This window comes from Paenibacillus sp. FSL M8-0142 (genome assembly GCF_038597315.1).
In the GTDB taxonomy this organism is placed as follows: Bacteria; Bacillota; Bacilli; order Paenibacillales; family Paenibacillaceae; genus Paenibacillus_AQ; species Paenibacillus_AQ lactis.
This window is the reverse complement of the sequence record NZ_CP152008.1, coordinates 4,760,091-4,781,420: the sequence shown is the minus strand read 5'-3', so window position 1 is coordinate 4,781,420 and position 21,330 is coordinate 4,760,091. Positions and strand designations below refer to the sequence as shown.

General features: G+C 52.8%; 18 protein-coding genes. 16 read left to right on the top strand and 2 right to left on the bottom strand.

What is annotated here, in order from left to right; all coding sequences use genetic code 11:
- The first annotated feature begins 42 nt into the window (after positions 1-42).
- From NSQ46_RS22010 to NSQ46_RS21940, 15 genes are all read left to right on the top strand, one after another.
- Positions 43-354: a hypothetical protein gene (locus NSQ46_RS22010; protein WP_028405002.1), complete on the top strand. Its 312-nt coding sequence runs from the start codon at positions 43-45 to the stop codon at positions 352-354.
- Between the two features lie 442 nt (positions 355-796).
- Positions 797-1,942: a cysteine desulfurase family protein gene (locus NSQ46_RS22005; protein WP_341034065.1), complete on the top strand. Its 1,146-nt coding sequence runs from the start codon at positions 797-799 to the stop codon at positions 1,940-1,942.
- A 140-nt stretch (positions 1,943-2,082) separates the two neighbouring features.
- Positions 2,083-2,604 carry a PRC-barrel domain-containing protein gene (locus tag NSQ46_RS22000; protein WP_007129252.1) on the top strand — a complete coding sequence of 174 codons (522 nt, stop codon included), beginning with the start codon at positions 2,083-2,085 and terminating at the stop codon, positions 2,602-2,604.
- 11 nt (positions 2,605-2,615) lie between these two features.
- Positions 2,616-2,825, top strand: coding sequence for a hypothetical protein (locus NSQ46_RS21995; protein ID WP_007129253.1), 210 nt, complete (start codon positions 2,616-2,618; stop codon positions 2,823-2,825).
- A 167-nt stretch (positions 2,826-2,992) separates the two neighbouring features.
- Positions 2,993-4,060, top strand: a complete 1,068-nt coding sequence (locus tag NSQ46_RS21990; protein ID WP_007129254.1) for an AI-2E family transporter — start codon at positions 2,993-2,995, stop codon at positions 4,058-4,060.
- A gap of 430 nt (positions 4,061-4,490) precedes the next feature.
- Positions 4,491-7,118: an alanine--tRNA ligase gene (gene alaS, locus NSQ46_RS21985; protein WP_210095613.1), complete on the top strand. Its 2,628-nt coding sequence runs from the start codon at positions 4,491-4,493 to the stop codon at positions 7,116-7,118.
- A 201-nt stretch (positions 7,119-7,319) separates the two neighbouring features.
- On the top strand, positions 7,320-7,580 hold the full coding sequence (locus NSQ46_RS21980; RefSeq protein WP_007129256.1) for an IreB family regulatory phosphoprotein: 261 nt from the start codon (positions 7,320-7,322) through the stop codon (positions 7,578-7,580).
- 11 nt (positions 7,581-7,591) lie between these two features.
- Positions 7,592-8,005 carry a Holliday junction resolvase RuvX gene (gene ruvX / locus NSQ46_RS21975; protein WP_007129257.1) on the top strand — a complete coding sequence of 138 codons (414 nt, stop codon included), beginning with the start codon at positions 7,592-7,594 and terminating at the stop codon, positions 8,003-8,005.
- A gap of 12 nt (positions 8,006-8,017) precedes the next feature.
- Positions 8,018-8,320 carry a DUF1292 domain-containing protein gene (locus NSQ46_RS21970; RefSeq protein WP_007129258.1) on the top strand — a complete coding sequence of 101 codons (303 nt, stop codon included), beginning with the start codon at positions 8,018-8,020 and terminating at the stop codon, positions 8,318-8,320.
- A complete protein-coding gene (locus NSQ46_RS21965; RefSeq protein WP_007129259.1) occupies positions 8,320-8,631 on the top strand; it encodes a DUF1292 domain-containing protein in 312 nt (103 codons plus the stop codon). Before NSQ46_RS21970 ends, NSQ46_RS21965 begins: the two co-directional genes overlap by 1 nt.
- Positions 8,632-8,727: 96 nt before the next feature.
- Positions 8,728-9,783 (top strand): endolytic transglycosylase MltG, encoded by a 1,056-nt coding sequence (gene mltG / locus NSQ46_RS21960; protein WP_208604291.1) that lies wholly within the window; start codon positions 8,728-8,730, stop codon positions 9,781-9,783.
- A gap of 13 nt (positions 9,784-9,796) precedes the next feature.
- Positions 9,797-10,729 (top strand): peptidase U32 family protein, encoded by a 933-nt coding sequence (locus NSQ46_RS21955; protein ID WP_007129261.1) that lies wholly within the window; start codon positions 9,797-9,799, stop codon positions 10,727-10,729.
- A 12-nt stretch (positions 10,730-10,741) separates the two neighbouring features.
- Positions 10,742-12,085, top strand: a complete 1,344-nt coding sequence (locus NSQ46_RS21950; protein WP_007129262.1) for a U32 family peptidase — start codon at positions 10,742-10,744, stop codon at positions 12,083-12,085.
- Between the two features lie 226 nt (positions 12,086-12,311).
- Positions 12,312-14,498, top strand: a complete 2,187-nt coding sequence (locus NSQ46_RS21945) for a methyl-accepting chemotaxis protein (RefSeq protein WP_007129263.1) — start codon at positions 12,312-12,314, stop codon at positions 14,496-14,498.
- A gap of 431 nt (positions 14,499-14,929) precedes the next feature.
- Positions 14,930-16,741, top strand: a complete 1,812-nt coding sequence (locus NSQ46_RS21940; protein ID WP_342574673.1) for a penicillin-binding protein 2 — start codon at positions 14,930-14,932, stop codon at positions 16,739-16,741.
- Here NSQ46_RS21940 and NSQ46_RS21935 read toward each other — a convergent pair.
- The gene (locus NSQ46_RS21935) at positions 16,669-17,904 is read right to left on the bottom strand and encodes an AI-2E family transporter (protein ID WP_210095595.1); all 1,236 of its coding nucleotides are present in this window, start codon (positions 17,902-17,904) and stop codon (positions 16,669-16,671) included. The two genes, NSQ46_RS21940 and NSQ46_RS21935, sit on opposite strands and share 73 nt — an antisense overlap.
- A gap of 142 nt (positions 17,905-18,046) precedes the next feature.
- Here NSQ46_RS21935 and NSQ46_RS21930 point away from each other — a divergent pair, with 142 nt between their 5' ends.
- The gene (locus NSQ46_RS21930) at positions 18,047-19,435 is read left to right on the top strand and encodes a polysaccharide deacetylase family protein (protein WP_028405009.1); all 1,389 of its coding nucleotides are present in this window, start codon (positions 18,047-18,049) and stop codon (positions 19,433-19,435) included.
- A gap of 129 nt (positions 19,436-19,564) precedes the next feature.
- Here the strand turns inward: NSQ46_RS21930 and ilvD are convergent, their stop codons facing one another.
- A complete protein-coding gene (gene ilvD, locus NSQ46_RS21925; RefSeq protein WP_007129267.1) occupies positions 19,565-21,253 on the bottom strand; it encodes a dihydroxy-acid dehydratase in 1,689 nt (562 codons plus the stop codon).
- Positions 21,254-21,330: the final 77 nt, after the last annotated feature.

The window sequence follows — 21,330 nt, the reverse complement described above, 5'->3', positions numbered from 1 at the left end:
AATGATGTAGGCAAGTGAACTTAGACTAAAAGGGGAGAAATTATGAGTAGAAGCTGGCAAGAGGATATGAATCTTTGCCATTCGGTTGATGAGGAAAGTAAATCTGCCGCGTTAAAATACTGGCTTGAGCAAGCAGCAGCAGAGAAACAAAGGGCGGATACGCTCAATAACGCAGTAAAAGAAGCCATCGACATTTGCGAAAGCATGACGGAGTCCGATGACCCCCTGGAGATTCTTGAGCAAGCGTTGATTAAATTGCAATTAGTCGTGTCTCTTCCATTGAATAAGGGAAGCTTGAATACTATGAGCAGCTGGAGCTTTGGAGAAACGAGTTTTAAGAAAGAAAGTTTATAGAAAACAGTTTATAGAGAATAGGCTCCTTGGTCGTTATTCTTGATCCGTTGACTTCTGTTTTTGTATGCCTGGAAGGGGGGGATAATTACAACCTTTTTGTTGTTGTTTTGTTTCAGAAATTTTTCATGAGAAGTTGCAGAGCTGGGGCTCATCGTATATGCTATTATCGGGTTGTGATAAAAAGAACTTCCACGAGCCAAAGGGATGAACAGCCCTCCTGAGCTTATTTAGAATCCATGACAGAAGCCAATGAGGTTTTCATCGATAAGCTGCGGATAAGAGACCACATTTTTGCTGTAAAGCTTCCTTAATGTTTTAGCATAAAAATCACATTCCGGCATATGGGCGCGATCACGATGAAATGACGAATCGCCTAACCGCCTAATCTCCTTAATCGCCGGAAATGTGAATACTCGACTAATATCAAGGTGCGTGAATAAACATGAAAACCGTGTATTTGGATCATGCGGCCTCGACACCGATGCATCCGGCCGTCGCGGAAGCAATGATGGACATCATGACGAACTGGCACGGCAATGCTTCGAGCGTCCATGCATATGGACGGGAAGCGAAGAAGATTGTGAACGGGGCGCGGGATCGAATCGCGTCCCTTTTGGGATGCCAATCGGATGAGCTGGTATTTACCTCCGGCGGCACCGAGAGCGATAACCTGGCTATCTTCGGCATCGTTGAGGCGGCTGGGGTAAGCGGCAAGCATGTCATTACCTCCGCGGTGGAGCATCATGCGGTGCTTCATGCCTGCCAAGAGCTGGAGAAGAGAGGCTGCGAGGTTACCTACATTCCGGTCGACCATACCGGTCGCGTCTCGGTAGAGGACATCGCCGGCGCCATCAAGGAGAACACCGTGCTTGTTACGATTATGTATGGGAATAACGAAGTAGGCACCATCCAGCCGATAGCCGAGATCGGCGAGCTGTGCGCAAGCCGTGGCGTCGTATTTCATACGGACGCCGTGCAGGCGCTGGGATCTGCTCGAATATCCTGCCGTGACCTCCCCGTCGATATGTGGAGCTTCTCCGCTCACAAAATTAACGGCCCGCAAGGTGTCGGCGCTTTGGTGGTCAAACGGGGATTGAGCTTGTCACCGCGTCTATTTGGCGGGCTGCAGGAGAAGAAGCGCCGTGCCGGAACCGAGAATATGGCGGGAATTGCCGGATTTGCGGCGGCAGCGGAGCTCGCCGTTAACGGGATTGAGCAGCGGCTTGCGCATTATCGGCTGCTGCGGAACACGCTGCTCGAGGAGCTTCGCCGATTGATCGGTGAGGAGGCTTTTGCGATCAACGGAAACCAGGAGTACTACCTCCCGCATGTGCTGAATCTCAGCTTTCCTGATGTGAGCACCGAGACGATGCTGATGAATCTGGATATGGAAGGCATAGCGGCTGCAAGCGGCTCGGCCTGCACCTCGGGCTCGCTGGAAATCTCTCATGTGCTTCAGGCCATGAAGCTTCCGGACCCGATTTTGCGATCTGCGATTCGATTTAGTTTCGGTTTGGGTAATACTACTCAAGAAATGGAGTTCACGGCCCAAAAAATTGAAACCATCCTTAAACGGCTGCGTAAATAAATGTTGAGGGATTTCTCTTTTCGCTAATAAAGGGGGTATGCGTTCATCCATTTCATCCTTAGAAGCCGAGGGGCTGGCTGCATGCCATGCTGGATTGCCGGTTTCAAACAAGCGGAGGATGAGGAGGTATCCATCTAGCAATGAAGCTTCAGGAAATGATCGGACTGGCTGTATTCGACGTGGAAAACGGTAAAGAAATCGGAAAAATCCACGATTTTATACTAGATGATAACTGGCTGATAACCGGATTGGAACTTGAAGGCAGAGCTTTGTTCTCCACACATGTGAAAAGCGTTGCATGGGAAGACATCGTAGCCTATGGAGAAGATGCCGTCATGATCCGGAGCCAAGAGGCCGTACGGAAGGTAGGAACGGGCGAAATTGGCTTAACTTACCTTACAGGCAAGCGTAAATTGAAAGAAATGCAGGTCCTGACGGAGGACGGAGTTCTGCTCGGACGTGTTTCGGATGTTTATTTTGAGCAGGAACAGGGCAATACAATATTAGGATTGGAAATATCCGACGGTTTTGTATCGGATTTGATCGAAGGCCGCAAATGGCTGCCTTGCACAGCGGAAATGGCTGTCGGTGAACATGCCGTAATGGTCCCCCCGATGAGCGAACAGCGTCTGGAAAAAGCCATTAATTCTGTGAACGGATAGGGTGAAGTAGGATGAAATGTCCAAACTGTAGTTCCAAAGATATCGGAAAAATCGGCTCCCACCAGTTTTACTGCTGGGGATGCTTTATTGAATTGACGGTGAACGGGGAGAAGATGTCCGTATACCAGGTTGAAGAGGACGGCACGCTCAGCTCGCTGGATGATTTATTCTTCGGCGATGAGATGCAGCCGGAGTTCCCGCATTTGCACGCCTCTTCCTAAAGAGCGCGTACATATTCTCAGAGAATAGGGCCTTCCCGCCGGATCCATGGAGATCTTCCGCGAGGGAGGTCCTTTTTCTATGAACCAGAGGAACTGAATGTTAGATTAAATCCGGAAGCTTGGACATATACTACAGGGTAAGCTTTTGCCGTAAAGGAGAGTGCCCTGTGGAACAGCTGACCGAGAGCAAGTGGTTTCGCTTTTTAATATGGCTGCTGCTTGGACTGATTACCCTTTATTTTGTATGGCTTCTTAGGCCTTTATTTCTCGATGTCTATCGTTTTGTCAAAGCGGTGCTTGCTCCGTTTCTGATAGCCATGATCATATCCTATGTCCTGAATCCGATTGTATGCATGCTGTCCGACCGTAAGGTCCCGCGAAGCGCTGCGGTGCTCCTGATCTATGCGGTGTTCTTGGCCGCACTTGCCGTCATTCTCATCAATTTGATTCCGATGCTGATACGGCAGCTGGAGGAATTAAACGAGCATCTGCCTGAGCTGACGATGAACGCGCAGTCGCTGATGACCAGTCTGGATAGCCGTCTGCTGCCGCCGGGCGTACGAACCGGGGTGAACAGCTGGTTTCTGACCATCGAATCGAGGCTGGCCGGAGGCATCTCGGACTTTATGGACAATATCGGCAATGCGATTAACATATTGTTCAATGTCATGATCGTGCCGTTCCTCATTTTTTACATATTAAAAGATTTCGAGGTGTTTCAGCGGACGACCGTTTCCTATCTGCCCCGAAGCCACCGCAAGTCGATCGTTATCCTGCTTAAGGACATTGATAATGCCCTTGGCAATTATGTCCGGGGGCAGTTTCTCGTTTGCCTCATTATCGGTATTCTCGCATACATCGGTTATATGATCGTAGGCATGCCGTATGCGCTGCTGCTTGCCAGCATCGTGGCCGTGTTCAACATCATTCCGTATTTGGGGCCTTTTCTGGGCGCCGCTCCGGCGCTTGTTATGGCTTCGACCCTTTCATGGAAAATGGTGCTGATGGTCGCGCTCGTCAATATGGTGTGCCAGACGCTCGAAAGCAATGTGATCTCTCCGCAGGTGGTTGGGAAGAAGCTGCATATGCATCCGCTTCTTATCATATTCGCCCTGCTTGTCGGAGGCCAGATCGCGGGAACTGTCGGCCTTATTCTCGCCGTACCTGTCTTTGCAGTGCTGAAGGTCCTCTTGCAGCATGTGTTCGCTTATTATGTAAGGCGGAAATCGGGCTGAGATCCGAGCAGACGTTGACGATCGGTGGCGACGGATTGACAATATGCCGTTTCCGTGGATATACTTGAAATATTAAACGAATATTCGTCCAAATCGATGAGAAAATCCCAGTAAGCTTCGTGCACCTTGCCCAGAGAACAGGTTCCTTTCGGCGGATCGATGCGATCCAATACGAATGGCTGCGAGAACCTGGAAGCGTCCAAGCTGAAATGCTAATTTTTGAGTGTGAACAAAATTCACCGGGTGGCTGCCGTTATCCAGCTGCAACGAGGCGATCGTCGCATGTCTTTTCGGTTAACCAACCGGACGGATTCTTGCACGATAACCAGGGTGGTACCGCGAGAACATCGTCCCTGAACTATTTCAGGGGCGTTTTTGTGTTCGGGTTAATTTGGCCCGGGCGTTATATTATGACTGGAGGATGCTAATGATGAAAGCAAGTGAAATTCGATCCAAATGGCTGGCGTTTTTCGCCGAGAAAGGCCATCACATTGAGCCAAGCGCTTCGCTTGTCCCGCACAACGACCCGTCGCTGCTGTGGATTAATGCAGGCATGGCGCCGCTGAAGCCGTACTTTGACGGCCGGGTGATCCCGGACAATCCGAGAATCGCCAACTCGCAGAAATGCATTCGCACCAATGATATCGAGAATGTCGGCAAGACTCGCCGTCACCACACGTTCTTCGAAATGCTCGGAAACTTTTCTATCGGAGACTACTTCAAGGAAGAAGTCATTACCTGGGCATGGGAGTTTCTGACCGACAAGAAGTGGATCGGGTTCGATCCGGAGCGCCTGTCCGTCACGGTATACCCGGAGGATGAGGAAGCGTTCAAGCTGTGGAACGAGAAGATCGGCCTGCCCGAGAGCCGGATTATCAAGCTGCAGGACAACTTCTGGGATATCGGGGAAGGGCCATGCGGACCATGTACCGAGATTTTCTACGACCGCGGGGAAGAGTATGGGCACGGAGCGCCGGAAGAAGAGCTGTTCCCGGGCGGCGAGAACGAGCGCTGGCTTGAGGTATGGAACCTCGTATTCTCGCAGTTCAACCATAACAAGGACGGCAGCTACACGCCGCTTCCGAACAAGAACATCGATACGGGTGCAGGACTTGAGCGTTTTGCCTCCATTTTGCAAAATGTCGATTCCAACTTCGATACCGACCTGTTCCAGCCGATCATTCAAAAGACCGCTGAGCTTGCCGGTGTGAAATACAAGGAGAAGGCGGAATACGACGTGGCTCTCAAGGTCATTGCGGATCATATCCGCACCGTCGCCTTTGCCGTTGCCGACGGCGTGCTGCCTTCTAATGAAGGACGGGGCTATGTCATCCGCCGTTTGCTCCGCCGTGCGGTTCGATACGGGAAGGTGCTCGGTCTTGACAAGCCGTTCATGTTCACGTTGACCGGCACGGTCGGCGACATTATGGGCGCCTACTATCCGGAGGTTGTGGAGAAACAGGCGTTCATCGAGAAGGTAATCGCAACGGAAGAAGAGCAGTTCCACAAGACGCTCTCCGACGGGCTGGCGATTCTGGCAGAGATGAGCGCGGAAGCGAAGAAGCAAGGCCAATCGGTCATTAGCGGCGCCGATGCGTTCAAACTGTACGATACCTATGGTTTCCCGTTCGATTTGACGGAGGATTATGCGGCTGAGCACGGCCTGAGCGTCGATCGCGAAGGCTTCGACGAGGCGATGAAGGAGCAGCGCGAGCGTGCGCGCAAAGCCCGCCACGAAACGGAAAGCATGAAGGTTCAAGGCGGGGTTCTGTCCGATTATACGGTTAAAAGCGAATTTGTTGGATATAATGACACCGTTCGCGATGCGAAGGTGCTGGCCATCATTACGGATGATCAATTTGCCGATGGAATCGGCGAAGGACAGTCCGCCCAGGTCATTCTGGATGCAACGCCGTTCTACGCCGAAAGCGGCGGCCAGGTCAGCGACCAAGGCGTGCTTGAGGGCGATACGGTACGCGCAAAAGTAGAAGGCCTGTTCAAAGCCCCTCACGGACAGCATGTGCATTTTGTAACCGTGGAGGCAGGCGAACTGAAGGTAGGCGACGTCGTAGCCGCCAAGGTGGATGCCAGCCTTCGAAATGATATCGTGAAGAACCATACGGCAACCCACTTGCTGCATAAAGCGCTGAAAGAAGTGCTTGGCGAGCATGTCAACCAGGCGGGCTCCCTTGTCGAGCCGCAGCGGCTGCGCTTTGACTTCTCACATTTCGGCAGCATTACCCAGGAGGAGCTGGCCGAAATCGAGCGCCGCGTCAATGAGCAAGTGTGGAAGAGCATCCCGGTGGTCATCGACCTCAAGCCGATTGATGAAGCGAAGGCTATGGGAGCGATGGCGCTGTTCGGGGAAAAATACGGGGATATCGTCCGCGTCGTCCAAGTCGGCGATTACAGCATCGAGCTGTGCGGAGGATGTCATGTGGACAATACGTCCCGAATCGGCATCTTCAAGCTGCTCGGAGAGAGCGGCATCGGCTCCGGCGTGCGGCGGATCGAAGCTGTGACCGGGCGCCATGCCTATGAGTACCTGGAAGGACAGCTTGATCTTCTCAAGCAGGCATCAAGCCTCTTGAAGAGCAACATCTCTGACGTGCCGAAGCGAATCGAGGGATTGAACCAACAGCTTAAGGAGCTGGCCCGCGAGAATGAATCGCTGCAAGGCAAGCTGGGAGCGATTGAGGCCAGTCAGCTGACGGATAAAGTGAAGCAAGTGGGTGAAGTCCAGCTGCTGGCGGCTGAAGTTCAGGCAGGCGGCATGGACGGACTCCGCAGCATTGCGGATGAGCTGAAGGGCAAGCTGCCGAATGCGATCATCGTACTCGGCTCCAAAGCGGGCGAGAAAGTGAACTTCGTCGTAGCCGTGCCGCAGGATCTGGTGAAGAAGGGCTATCATTCAGGCAAGCTGGTGAAGGAAGTCGCTTCGGTCTGCGGAGGCGGAGGCGGTGGCCGTCCGGATATGGCCCAGGCTGGCGGCAAGGATGCATCCAAGATGGCCCAGGCTCTCCAGCGGGCAGAGGAGCTTGTCGCCCAAGGCGTTTAATGCTTTGTCCTTCGGTGGTGTACAGCGGGCGGGGACGCATTCGCTGTACACTATCCTGAATTTTTTGGAGTACCCTCTAAATATTTCGCTTTGGATTTCCGTAGAGACGACGGAGTATGGTATGATATAACAAGATCAAGCTGGTAAATTTTCGACGAGGCATGGTTTACATGTTCTTTGAAGAAGCGAGGTGTGTCACACATGGACTCCATGGATAAGACAGTCAAGTTCAATGTAAAAGGTGATGAGAAGGAGGTTTCCGCTCAGGACATTTTACTTTCGGTATACGACTCGTTGGTCGAGAAGGAGTACAATCCGATTAACCAGATCGTGGGATATCTTTTGTCCGGGGACCCTGCTTATATACCTCGGCACAACAATGCCAGAAGTTTGATCCGGAAGAAAGAGCGAGATGAATTGATTGAAGAACTGGTCCGGTTCTACTTAGCCAGTCACCGTTAGGAGTATAGGGAATGCATAGAATCATGGGATTAGATTACGGGGACCGCAGAATCGGGATAGCCCTAAGCGACGTATTCGGATGGACGGCCCAAGGGCTCGAGGTCGTCGAACGCCGCCGGGACGGGAGCGAGCTGAACCGAATCGCCGAGCTTGTAAAAGAGCATGAGGTTGGTGAGATCGTGGTCGGCCTTCCGAAAAATATGAACGGCACGATTGGTCCCCGGGGTGAAATCTGCATGGAATTCGCAGGCACGCTGCGGGATTCCCTAGACTTACCCGTTCACCTTTGGGATGAACGGCTATCAACAGTATCCGCTGAGAGGACATTGCTGGAAGCCGATGTCAGCCGAAAAAAGCGAAAACAGGTCGTGGACAAAATGGCCGCAAGTTTGATATTACAAAACTACTTGGATTCTAAAAGGTGAGGGTGATTACGAATGGCGAATGAGCATATTGGCATGGAAGAAGAACCGGAAATTATTTATATTCCCGATGACGAGGGCAATGAGGAAGAGTTTGAAGTCATCATGAAATTCGAGGTGGACGGCTCCGACGCCAGATACATGATGGTCGTGCCGCGTGAAGCAGCCGATGAGGAGACCGATGAAGTGTACGCCTTCCGCTATGAGGAAGACGGAGATGATCTCAAGCTGTTCATGATCGAGGATGACGAGGAATGGGCGATCGTCGAAGAAACCTTCAATACGCTCGTGGATGAGCTGAATGGGAGCGACGAGTAATGGCGGATTTTTCGGTTGAGAATATCGTGTGGACCCAGGTGCTCAAGGAAGCATTCGGTGAAAGCATCGAGCTTGAGGACGAGAAGGGTCAAGTCGAGGTCTATGATATTGCCGCCGAATTTGAAGTAGATGGCCAAGGCTATGCCATTCTGGTGCAGCCGGACCGGATGGACGAGGAGTACGAGGTGCTCCGGATCGTGACGGACGCAGACGGCAGCTTGCAGCTGGCGACCATTGACGACGATGAAGAGTGGGAAAATGTGTCGGAGCTGTATGATGAGCTGACGTTTCCGGAGGAAGACGAGGATTAAGGGCAGCTGAATCGTTACTTACGCGGATTCTCTCGATTTGATTTCAAATGAGTTTATGGAAGGGGCGGACCTGTCCGCCCCTTTTGGTGTGAAGGGATGAGTAGATTGAAGAAACTGGCTATAGCAGCACTGGCGTTGATCCTCATTGCCGGCGGGGCTGCATTCTATGTGTGGAACGGCCTTCAGCCTGTTCAGAGCTCGGATGCCCCGGTAGAATTTACGGTGGAGCCGGGCATGAGCACATCATCCATTGCCGATCTGCTGGAGGACAAGGGATTAATTAAGAACGCCCTACTACTTAAAGGTTATTTGAAGCTTACGAATGAAGGGAGCCGGTTAATGGCCGGCACCTACGAGGCAACGCCCGGCACTCCCTTTCAGGAGCTGCTGACGATGATGAATAACGGCGAAGTCAAGCCGGAGGAGATGGTCCGCTTTACAATACCGGAAGGCTTCACGGTCGCCCAAATGGCGGAGAAGATATCCGAGGAAAGCGGGATCGATGAGAAAGAAATTCTGGACCTCGCTGACCAATCCTCCGGATGGGACATTCCGGTGGCGGCCGAAATTCCTGAGGATCCGGAGCTGAAGCATCATTTGGAGGGCTATCTGTTCCCGGCAACGTACGAGCTCCCGAAGAAGGAATTATCGGCCAAAGGAATCGTGGAGACCATGCTGAAGGAGACCGAAAAGCGTCTTGAAGAAATCCCGAATTGGGAGGAGCAGCTGAAGGCTCGCGGCGTGACGTTCCATGAACTGATGACGATCGCTTCGCTGGTCGAGCGCGAGGTGGTCGTCGATCATGAGCGTCCGCTTGTGGCCGGCGTGATCTATAACCGCCTGGAGCAGGACATGAAGCTGGAGATTGACGCTACGGTGCAGTACTTGCTGGATAAACCGAAGGAGCGGCTGCTTTATGCCGATCTGGAGGTCAAGAGCCCTTATAATACGTATCGCCAGAAAGGTCTCCCTCCAGGGCCGATCGCAAGCCCGAGTCTGGAATCGATCAAGGCGGCGCTGAACCCGGAGAAGTCCGATTACCTGTTCTATGTCACGAAGAAGGACGGGACCCAGGAGCATTTGTTTGCGAAGACGTATAAGGAGCATTTGAAGAACATCGAGACGAGCAAGAAGATGGGACAACAGGAATAGGAGGAATCCTAAAATGAGTAACAAACCCGAATTACTGGCTGCAGCCGGTTCGACGGCTGAAGTGCGAGCTTACCTGGATGCAGGGGCGAACGCTGTCGTCGTAGGCGAGGATCGCTTCGGCATGAGGCTGCCGGGGAGCATGACCTTAGAGGAAATCCGTGAGGCTGCCGAGCTGACGCACAGCCGCGGCAGCAGCATTTATGTGTGCGTGAACAATCTAATGACCAATGAGCTGTTGAATGATCTGCCGGATTATATCCGGTCGCTGGGAGAGATCGGGATCGATGCTGTTGAATTTAACGACCCATCGGTGTTGACCGCAGTCAAGGAGCATGCTCCGAAGGTCAAGCTTCATTGGAACGCCGAAATGACGGCGACCAATTACTCCACAGCCAACTATTGGGGAAACAAAGGCGCTTCACGCGTCATCCTTGCGCGTGAACTGAATATGGATGAGGTAACCGAAATGAAGCCCCGCCTCGAGCTTGAGGCCCAGGTGCAGATTCATGGCATGACGAATATTTACCACTCCAAACGCCGTCTGGTCAAGAGCTACATGGCTCATCAGGGAAGACCGGTGGAGGAAGGGAACCTCGGCAAAGAGCGGGGGCTGTTCCTCATTGAAGCGGAGCGGCAGGACGAGAAGTATCCGATCTATGAGGATATGAACGGCACGCATATTATGAGTTCCGAAGATATATGTATTCTTGAGGACCTGCATCTGCTGATGGCAGCAGGGGTGGACAGCTTCAAGGTAGAGACTTTGCTGAAACCCCGACACTACAATGAGATTGTCCTCCGTACGTATCGCAAGGCAATCGATACGTACGCAGCCGATCCGTCAAGCTATGCGTTTCAGGAGGAATGGCTTGATGCGATTCGTGAGGTGCAGGATCCGGAGCGGGAATTGTCGTTTGGATTCTTCTATAAGGAACAAGTTTATTAAGGAGTGGACAGCATGGAAGCTATGGCACAGCCAAAATACAAAGGCAAACGCTATCGCCTGGACAAGCCGGAGCTGCTCGCCCCGGCCGGAAATTTGGAGAAACTGAAATTTGCGGTGCACTACGGTGCAGACGCTGTATATATTGGCGGACAGAAATACGGCCTTCGTTCCAATGCGGATAATTTCAGCTTTGAGGAAATGAAGGAAGGCGTAGAGTTTGCGGCCAAGTATGGTGCAAAAGTGTTCGTTGCAACGAACATCTATGCCCATAATGAAGATATTGAAGGAATCGAGGAATACTTGCGGAGCTTGCAGGATGCGGGTATTGCCGCCATTATCGCCGCCGATCCTGCGATCATAGAGGTGGCTAAGCGAGCTGCACCGAAGCTGGAGGTTCATCTGAGCACCCAGCAATCAACGCTCAACTGGCAGGCAGTGAAATTCTGGAAGGATGAAGGGCTCCCCCGCGTCGTTCTGGGCCGGGAGACGAGCCTTGAAGAGATCGCGACGATCAAGGAGCATGTCGATATCGAAATCGAGGCCTTTATCCATGGCGCGATGTGTTCCTCGTTCTCCGGCCGCTGCGTGCTCTCGAACCATTTCACCGATCGGGATTCGAATCGCGGAGGCTGCTGCCAGTCCTGCCGCTGGAAATACGATCTGTTCGAAGACGGAAGAGAGGATGCGGCAGGCTGGGTATCCGAAGAAGACCAGCTCATGCAGCAGGCCGCTCCTGCGCCTGCCCCGTTCAAGCCGGGAGTGACCCAGATTCCGCTGTTTCAGCCGCAGGACAATCCGTTTACGATGGGATCGAAGGATCTGTGCATGCTGGAGCATATTCCGGATCTCATTGAAGTGGGGATCGACAGCTTTAAGATCGAGGGCCGGATGAAGTCCATTCACTATGTAGCCACGGTCGTGAACGTCTATCGGCAGGCAATCGACTCCTACATGGCCGATCCGGAGAATTATGTATTGAAGCCGGAATGGATCGAGGAGATTAATAAGGCGGCCAACCGCCCGCTCAATACCGGATTTTTCTACGATACGCCGGATCATGAGGATCATATCTACGAGCCGGAAGAAAAGGCCGTCCCTTACGATTTCGCCGGATTGGTCATGGAGTATGACGAGGAGACCGGAATTGCCGTGATCCAGCAGCGGAATCATTTCAAGCCGGGCGACGAAATCGAGTTTTTCGGTCCGGACGGAACGTTCTTTAAACAGGCTGTTGGCCGGATCGAAGACCAGCACGGTCAAGAACTGGATGCAGCCCGCCATCCGCTGCAGCTGGTGCGGATGAAAGTGGATCAGCCGGTGCGCTTCTTTGACATGATGCGAAAACGCAAAAATTAGAATTTTATGGTTCTATGGAACTACACAAAAAAGAATCCAAGGTCGTTAGACGGACCTTGGATTCTTTTTTATTAAAAATAATTAGGAAAAACAGATTATTTTTTTGCGAAAAGCCAAAGGAAAACACCCCCAATTGACGAAATATAAAGTAACGAATACGTTACGCGGATCCTTTTGATAACGTATCCAAGATTTAATACTATGATTGTGGTAGGTGAACAGCAAAATGTCAGGAGTAGAACAGCATGAACAGAAGCCGAAGAAAGATAAGAAACCCGGAGGGAAGCAGAAGAACGGGGATAAGACCAAGAAGAGCCCTTCGGTTTCACAAGGAATACATAATGCCAAGTCCATGTTTTCTTCCATGGGGGCAGCCGTAGCGCGGATGCCGGTCAATCCATCGAAATCCGTCGGGATCCGGCTGTTTTTGATCTTTTTTGCGGCCATCGTCTTCTTCGTTATCGTATTAGGCTGGTTGTCCTATGACAAGGCGAGAAGCACGATTGAGAAGAATGCGGCGAATGCCAACCAGCAGACCATCATTCAGACCTCGGAGAAGATCGACATCATCCTGGAGAAGTATGAGAGCGCAGGCCGGTCGATATTCTACGATGTTGAACTGCAGAAGCTGCTTGATGAAGTATCGGGCACGAATCTGAGCGATTATGATCGATTTACGATGGAGCGGGAAATCCGGGACAAGCTTTCCAATCAGATCAATTCGGATTCTTCAATCCGGGCGATGTATTTGATTCCAGCCCAAGGGGAGCGGATTTTCTCGGCAGGACAATCCTCGAAGGCATCGCAGACCGTCTTTGAGCAGGCATGGTACAAGGAGCTTATCGAGGGGACCAAGAAGGTCGTATGGCTGCCGTCGGCGGAGGACAGCGGAGCGCCGTACTTTACGGTGGCACGGGCATTAAGCTCCATGAACAACCTGAACTCCAAATATGTCGTGATGTTCGAGCTGAATTCGTCCATCCTCGATCAGCAATTGGAGGGCATCGATCTCGGAGACAACGGGGAGCTTCAGCTCGTAAGCCCGGACGGGACGGTTGTATCGTCCGCGAAGCCTGATCAGGTTGCCGCTCCGACCGAGTGGACCTTTACGAAGGAGCTTTCTGAGGAGTCGAAGACGGACAGTCTGAGAACTCAGGATGCGAACGGAAGAGAAGTTCTTGCGGTTTACAATACGCTGGGCATCAATGATTGGAGATTGATTGGCGCCGTACAGACCGGCGAATTGACGAAGGATGCCAACAGCATCTTGATGATTACGCTGATTGTCGCTGTTGTTGACGTGATCGTGGCGATCCTGATCGGATTATGGATGGTGCGGATGATCGCCCGTCCGCTGGGCAAGCTCAACCTTCTGATGAAGGAAGGGGCGAAGGGCAACTTGAACGTCCGCACCGATCATAAGAGCCAGGATGAGATCGGTCAGCTGTCCGCGAGCTTCAACGATATGATGGAGCAGATAACTTCGCTCGTACAGCAGACGAACAACACGGCTCAGGATGTATTGAAGACCGCTGCGGAGCTTAGCGATGCTTCCAAGAAGACGGCTCTTTCCGCGAAGGAGATCGCCATCGCCACGGAAGAAATCGCGAACGGAGCCAGCAGCTTGGCTGTGGAAGCGGAACGGGGCAGCGATCTGACGAACAATATTTCGAAGCAGATGGAGATCGTCGTGAATGCCAATGAGGAGATGGGCAAATCGGCCCGTCATGTTGAAAGCGCGAGTGAGCTCGGCACGAAGCATTTAAGCGACTTGCTTGATAAGACTCATCAGACCGAGAATATGACACGCTCCATGATGCATAAGGTGGATGGGCTCAAGGAGACGACTTCTTCGGTAGCTAAAGTGTTGGATGTATTGCAGAATATTACGAAGCAGACTAATATCCTGTCGTTGAATGCTACGATTGAAGCTGCCAGAGCCGGTGCCGCCGGACGCGGATTCATGGTCGTAGCCGATGAAATCAGGCAGCTTGCGGACCAGTCCAGACAATCGATCGACATGGTAAGTCAGATCACGGACCGCATCATGGCTGAAATGAACGAGACGGTCCAAGTGCTGCTTGATGCCAATCCGCTGTTCAAGGGCCAGATCGATGCCGTCAAGGAAACGAACGATATCTTCGTATCGGTCCAGCAGCAAATGGTCGAGTTTATCGAACGGCTGGATTCGGTCACGTATTCCATTGACGAGCTGAATCAATCCCAAAGCGTGCTGTCGGAAGCGATGACGAATGTGAGCGCCGTGGCCGAGGAATCCTCTGCAACATCGGAGGAGGTTGCTTCCCTCTCTACGGAGCAGCAGAGCGTCAGCAATCAGCTGGTGAATCTATCCACCAAGCTTGAAAATGTATCCAATGAGCTTAAAGAGACGCTATCGCGTTTTAGGCTGTAATCCGAAAAAACAGGGGCCCGCAGGTCGAAGCGACCGGGGCTCCTGTTTTTTCGCTCGGTATCCCGCTCGGTATCCCGCTCGGTATCCCGCTCCGTATCCCGCTCCGTATCCCGCTCGGTATCTCGCGTTTTCGCTCCGTATCCCGCTCGGTATCTCGCGTTTTCGCTCCGTATCCCGCTCGGTATCTCGCGTTTTCGATCCGTATCTCGCTCTGATTCGCTCCGAGCCGAAAGCAACCTATGCCCTTCATTCCGGCAGCAACCAAGGTTATGAAGCGATAGGACGGGCTTTAAGAAGAAAGCCATTAATTTAGGCGATTTGGTCAATACTAAGGGCTCACGCGAATCCTAAGTCTGTAAGCATGGTGGGATTGTTTCCCGATGCAAATGGAAATAATGGACATCAACGATTCGCGTGGAGGTAGAGAATTGATGAGGCTGGTCCGTAACCGAAGAATAAAATACGGATGGATCATATTGACCGTGCTCCTGATGATCGTGACGGTTCGCCTGGCATGGGTCCAGTTGGTGATGAAGCATCAGCGGGTGCCGGGGAGCCGGCATACGATGGTGGAAGCATCGCTTATTCAGCGCGAGAGAGGGATCGTGCTCGATTCCGGGCGAGGCCATTTTACCGACAGGCATGGACAAGCCCTGACAGGCGGACTCACATGGGCAGCCGTCTTGTTCCCTGTAACGGAGAAGGAGCTAAACGATTCAAAAACCCAGATCGATCGCCTTGCCAAGATCCTGCGAACGGATGCGAAGCATTTGAAGCAAGTGTGGGGGAAACAGAGGGAGCCCCAACTGTGGCATGGAAAAAATGCTGCCATTCCGCTTACCTTGTCCAAGGATCAGATCCGGCAAATTCAGGAGCTCCATCTGCCCAAGGTCAAAATTCTTCCTTACGAGCAGCGATATGGAAACCGGCAGTCGGGCATGCAGTGGCTGGGATTCGTGTCGGGTCAGCGAAAAGAAAGCCTGTTTTATCAAGATGAACCGGAGATTACGGGGACCAGCGGATTGGAAAAAACCTTGGATGCGCTGATCCGGGGCGATGGTTCAACGATTGTGTATTATCCCGTTAATAGCGGCAATGAAGTCATACAGGATCTGAAACCGATGGTCAAGGCGCCCAGCAATCCCTATTATCCGCTGCGCGTCGTCACCACCGTGGACGCTAAGATCCAGCAAGGGATCGAGCAATTGACCGAGACCGCAGGCATGAAGGAGGGGGCCGTCGTTGTTTTGGACACCCGTAACGCGGATATCGTAGCGATGGTATCGAGGCCTTTTTACAATCCGGAGTCGATTCAGCCTGAAGACGGGGCCTGGGAAAATCGCGGGATCAAGGCGAAGGCACCCGGATCCATCTTCAAGCTGGTCACGGCTGCGGCGGTTCTCGAGCACGGCTTGAGCACAGAGGACGAGGTGTTTCACTGTGATGGGGAGTACGGGAAGTTCGGGCTGTCCTGCTGGAAGGAAGGGGGACATGGGACGATCGGACTGCGCGAAGGCTTCGCGGAATCGTGCAATGTCGTCTTTGCTGCACTTTCAGAGCGGTTGACGGCGTCCCAAATGCAGTCGGCGGCAGCGGCCCTTGGCTTTGGTCAAACCGTCGGCTGGGAGGCCAGAGATTTTCTGGGGCTCCCCACCTTGCGGCCGCTGGATCTTGAACAGAAAGGGACCGTCTTCTCAGACAAGGCCGATGCGGGTGATGCCGGTGTGCGGGTACAAACGGGGATCGGACAGCGGGATGCGGCGGTTACGCCGCTCCAGGCTGCGAATGCGGTTGTGACGCTGCTTCACGGCGGGGTGAAGACGAGGCCCCGCATTCTGAAGCAGATCCATTATGCCAACGGACAGCTGCTTAAGGAGGCAAACCTGCTGGCAGAACGGCCGGCCAAGGGAGGGATTTCCCGAAGAACCTCATCCATTTTGCTGGAGTGGATGGAGGATGTTGTTCAGGATGGGACAGGCTCCTCCTTAAAAGACCGGAAATGGAAACTGGCAGGCAAATCGGGAACCGCCCAGGTAACGATAAAGGGCCGTCCCCGAAATAACCAGTGGTTTATCGGGTACGGCCCTGTGGAGCAACCTCGTTATGCGATCGCTGTGCTGGTCGAGAATCGGAGTCCGAACAGCCGCAATCAGGCAACCGACATCTTCGGTCAGGTTGCAGACTTGCTCGCTTCGTTGGAGTCCGGATCCAAATCGGGATCTGGATCGTCATCGGAATCGTGAACTGAATCGGGATCCGAATCGGAAGCGGGATCCGTTTCGGGCTTGTCCGGCGATGGAGTAAATTCCCATGGGGAGACATCGAATTCTTCGCTTGGCAGATGAATCCATTGCTGCAGATAACCTTGCGCAATCAGCTCTTTAATAAGAATGAGCAGAATCGGCGCCAGGATCAGCCCTGCGACCCCGAATATCGACAGGGAGATCATCATGAAGGACAGCATGAGAAATGCCGACGACACGCCGATGGAATTGCCCGTGATCTTCGGCTCCAGCAGCTGGCGGGAGATGACGACCACGGAAAGAAGAACGATCAAGCCGACCGCAAGCCCCGTGTTGCCGACGATGAACAAATAGATAATCCATGGAATAAGAATGACGGGAACGCCAAGCAGCGGCAACACGTCAAACACGGCGCAAATCAATGCGATGGACAAGGAATTCCCCGTTCCCAGAATGAGCAACCCGATATATACGATCACAAACGTGATGCTCACCAGCTTCAATTGTGCCTTCAAATAGGAACCGATCGCTTTGAAGACGTTATTCTTCAGGAACAGGAATGCGGTTTTGAAGGTTTTCGGGGTTTTATCTTTGGCAATTTTGCGCCAGCTCCCGATTTCCGTGCTCAAGAAGAAGGCGAGAATAATCGCGACCCCGAAATTAGCGATAAAAGCGGAGAACGAACCCATGAAGCCGACGATATAATGTAGGAACGATTGGGCCGCCTCGGTCGCGATGTTGGTGATGTCCTCAAAATATCCGTTCAAACGAAGCGTAAGATCCGGCGGCAGCGCCTCCAGCTTATTCTGCAGGAACAATACCGTTTCCGAGAAATGGCGCTGAAGGGTCCTCGTGTAGTCCGGCAGATTATCTTGAAGGTGCAGGAATTGGGATACAATGATTGCTCCCGCTCCGAACAAGATCCCGAGGATGATCAGCAGGAAGAGCAGAACCGATATCGCTGCGGCAAAGGGCTTTGGAAGGCCCCTTCGGTGAAGAAATCTGGAGAACGGTTCAATAATCAGAAATACCAGAAAGGACAGGAACACAGGGGCGGCTATCTGGTAAAGCTTACTGAATATGAACATAATCAGGTACACGGTGAGTACGATTAAACCAATATCGAATGCGGTTCTCCAATATTTTTTGTACAAGGGAAGCATAGTAGAGTATCGGCTCCTTTAAACTATAATAATTGATACCATTGTACACGATTTAAGAAAAAAAAGCCTATTTCTCAATGTGCTATGCTAAAATAATATAGGGGAGTTACTTAGAAATAGAAATAAAAAGCGGGGAGTTAGCATGCAGACACTACTGCTATGGTTGTTTTATCTTTCATCGTTTTATGCATTTATTCCCGGCATCCTGACCCGGATATTCGGTTTCCGCGTATTCCGCCGAGGCTCAGGCACGAATGAATTTGCCTTGACCTTTGACGACGGTCCAGATCCGTTATATACGCCAAGACTGCTTGATTTATTGAAGCGGTATGATATGAAGGCAACCTTCTTTGTTGTCGGTTCCCATGCCGAGAAGCATCCGGAGGTTGTCAGACGGATTCACCGAGAAGGCCATCTGATCGGGATCCACAATTATGTCCATAAGAGCAACTGGTTGATGAGACCGGTCACGGTCCGCAAGCAGGTGAAGCGGACGGATGATATCATTTACGAGATAACCGGTGAACGTTCGACCTATTATCGGCCGCCTTGGGGAATTGTGAATCTGTTCGATTTTGCCAAGAATACGGGATGTCGGATCATTTTGTGGTCCTCCATGTTCAGTGACTGGCGCAGCAAAATCGGTGCCGACCGGTTGACGGAGCGAATCCTGGCCAAGCTTCGCGGCGGGGAGGTCATGCTGCTGCACGATTGCGGCACAACCATGGGTGCCAATCCGGATGCGCCGGAGCAGATGCTCATCGCGCTGGAGCGGGTGCTGGAGGTCGCACAGCAGAAAGGAATGAGAAGTATCCGCGTGGACGAAATGATGGCCAAGGAAAGCAAGTCGAAGGTGAAGAAGGTGTCCCTCCTGAAGCGTATGCTCGTCTCTGTCTGGCTCTTGTGGGAAAAGGGATTTCACGCCCTGTTCTCGCTGGAAACCGTCACGCCTGACGATCCGATGCTTCATTTCCGCAAGCGTGCCTATACAGGCAAGCCGGTCGTGATGGAGGACGGCACCCGGTTGGATAAAGGAGATCAGGTGCTGGAGCTTCATTTTGACAATCGCAAGCTATACCAGATCGGCAGCCGCTCCCGTTCGGAGATGCAGCTGGCCATTCAGATGATCCGTGCGGTGCAGAAGGATTTGCCGACTCTGGCGAATATGGTGCTGGAACGGCCCGAATTTAAGGAAGTTCGCGGTCTGTACGGGGTCAGCATGATATCCCGCGGACCCGAGCAGTTCGGATTCCATGTGCTCGATCTTCCGTCCGGACTGTTTGCAAGCTCGACACGTCTGTACCTAAAGCTTCTGCTAAGCGTGATTCATCCGAAGGGCCAAGCAAGACTGAAGGAAGGAAGCCAGGTCATGGAGCCGAAAATGCTGATGATGCCTGTGGAGGTACTGATTGAGCGCTACGCGGAAAAGCGGACGCCTTCGGTTAAGCCGCCGACCGAAGAGCCTCATGAGCTGGCGCAAGAGCAGGTTGTGGACTTAACGATAGCGGGTGCCACTGCATCGAGAATGTAATGGTAACAGATTCATATCAGGGTACGAACCTATGCAATAATGACAGATTCATTTCAGAATTATTTTCGAAAAAATAAAGGGTTACTCCTACAGACCGCTATGATCTGAGGGAGTAACCCTTTTGTTGTATTAGATTTTCATGACGCCGCCGGAGCTTGCGTTCGTAACCAGCTTGGAGTAGCGGGCCAGATAACCTGTTTTCACTTTAGGCTGGAACTCGACCCATTTGCTGCGGCGCTCAGCCATTTCTTCTTCGCTTACGCCGAGCAGCTGAATCGTCCGGTTGTTCAGATCAAGCTCGATGATATCCCCGTCCTCGACGAATGCGATCGGGCCGCCCTCAGCCGCTTCCGGTGAAATATGGCCGATGCTGATGCCGCGGGATGCGCCGGAGAAGCGTCCGTCCGTAATCAGGCCGACCTTCGCTCCAAGGCCCATACCGGCGATTTGGGAGGTAGGCGCAAGCATTTCCGGCATGCCCGGTCCGCCCTTCGGACCCTCGTAGCGAATCACGACGACGTGGCCTTCCTTGACCTTCCCGTTCGCAATGCCTTCAAGTGCCTCTTCCTGCGAGTTAAAGCAGATGGCAGGACCCTTGTGGTAGCCGCCAACCGACGGGTCGACTGCGCCTACTTTAATGATCGAGCCTTCCGGAGCAAGGTTGCCGTACAGCACGGCCAGGCCGCCGCGTTCGGAATAAGGACGGTCGATCGGATGGATGACGTCGGTGTCCTGAATTTCGCATCCGGCCACGTTCTCGGCAAGCGTCTTGCCGGTTACCGTAATGCAGTCCCCGTGAAGCGCGCCCGGCTTCTTCAGCAGCTCATTCAGCACGGCGCTGACGCCGCCGGCCGTGTGCACGTCCTCGATGAAATAGTCCGAAGCCGGAGCCAGCTTGGAGATATGCGGCACGCGGTCAGCCACCTCGTTAATCCGCTCCAGCGGGTAATCCAGCCCAGCTTCATGCGCAAGGGCGAGTGTATGCAGAACGGTATTGGTCGAACCGCCCATAGCCATATCGAGCGCAAACGCATTGTCGATCGCTTCGATCGTTACGATGTCGCGCGGCTTCAAATCCATCTTCACGAGCTCCATCAGCTGCTTCGCCGATTGTCTTACGAACTCCTTGCGTTCCTCGGCAATGGCCAGAATCGTACCGTTCCCCGGGAGCGCCAGACCGAGAGCCTCGGCCAGACAGTTCATCGAGTTGGCGGTGAACATGCCGGAGCAGGAGCCGCAGGTAGGACAGCCGTACTGTTCGAGCTCGAGCAGCTCTTTATCGTCGATTTTGCCGACTTGGTGAGCGCCGACGCCTTCAAAGACGGAGGTCAGCGACAATCTGCGTCCCTTGCTGTCCACGCCAGCCTTCATCGGACCGCCGCTGACGAATACCGTCGGGATATTGACGCGCAGGGCGCCCATGAGCATTCCAGGCGTAATCTTGTCGCAGTTCGGGATGCAGACCATACCGTCAAACCAGTGTGCGGATACGACCGTTTCCAGGGAGTCCGCAATAATTTCGCGGCTTGGCAGGGAATAGCGCATTCCGATATGGCCCATTGCAATGCCGTCATCCACGCCGATCGTGTTGAATTCGAATGGAACACCGCCGGCTTCGCGGATGGCTTCCTTAACGATTTTGCCGAATTCCTGGAGATGCACGTGGCCTGGAACGATGTCGATATAAGAGTTGCACACCGCGATAAACGGTTTGCCGAAGTCTTCCTCTTTAACGCCTGCGGCACGCAGAAGGCTGCGGTGCGGCGCGCGGTCAAAGCCTTTTTTGATCATGTCTGAACGCATTTTTTTGGTTGTCATGATGTCTTGTTTCCCCCCAGATCTATTATGAATTGTTGCGCTTTAGCGCGGTCTTCCGGCAAAGCAGCCGGATACCT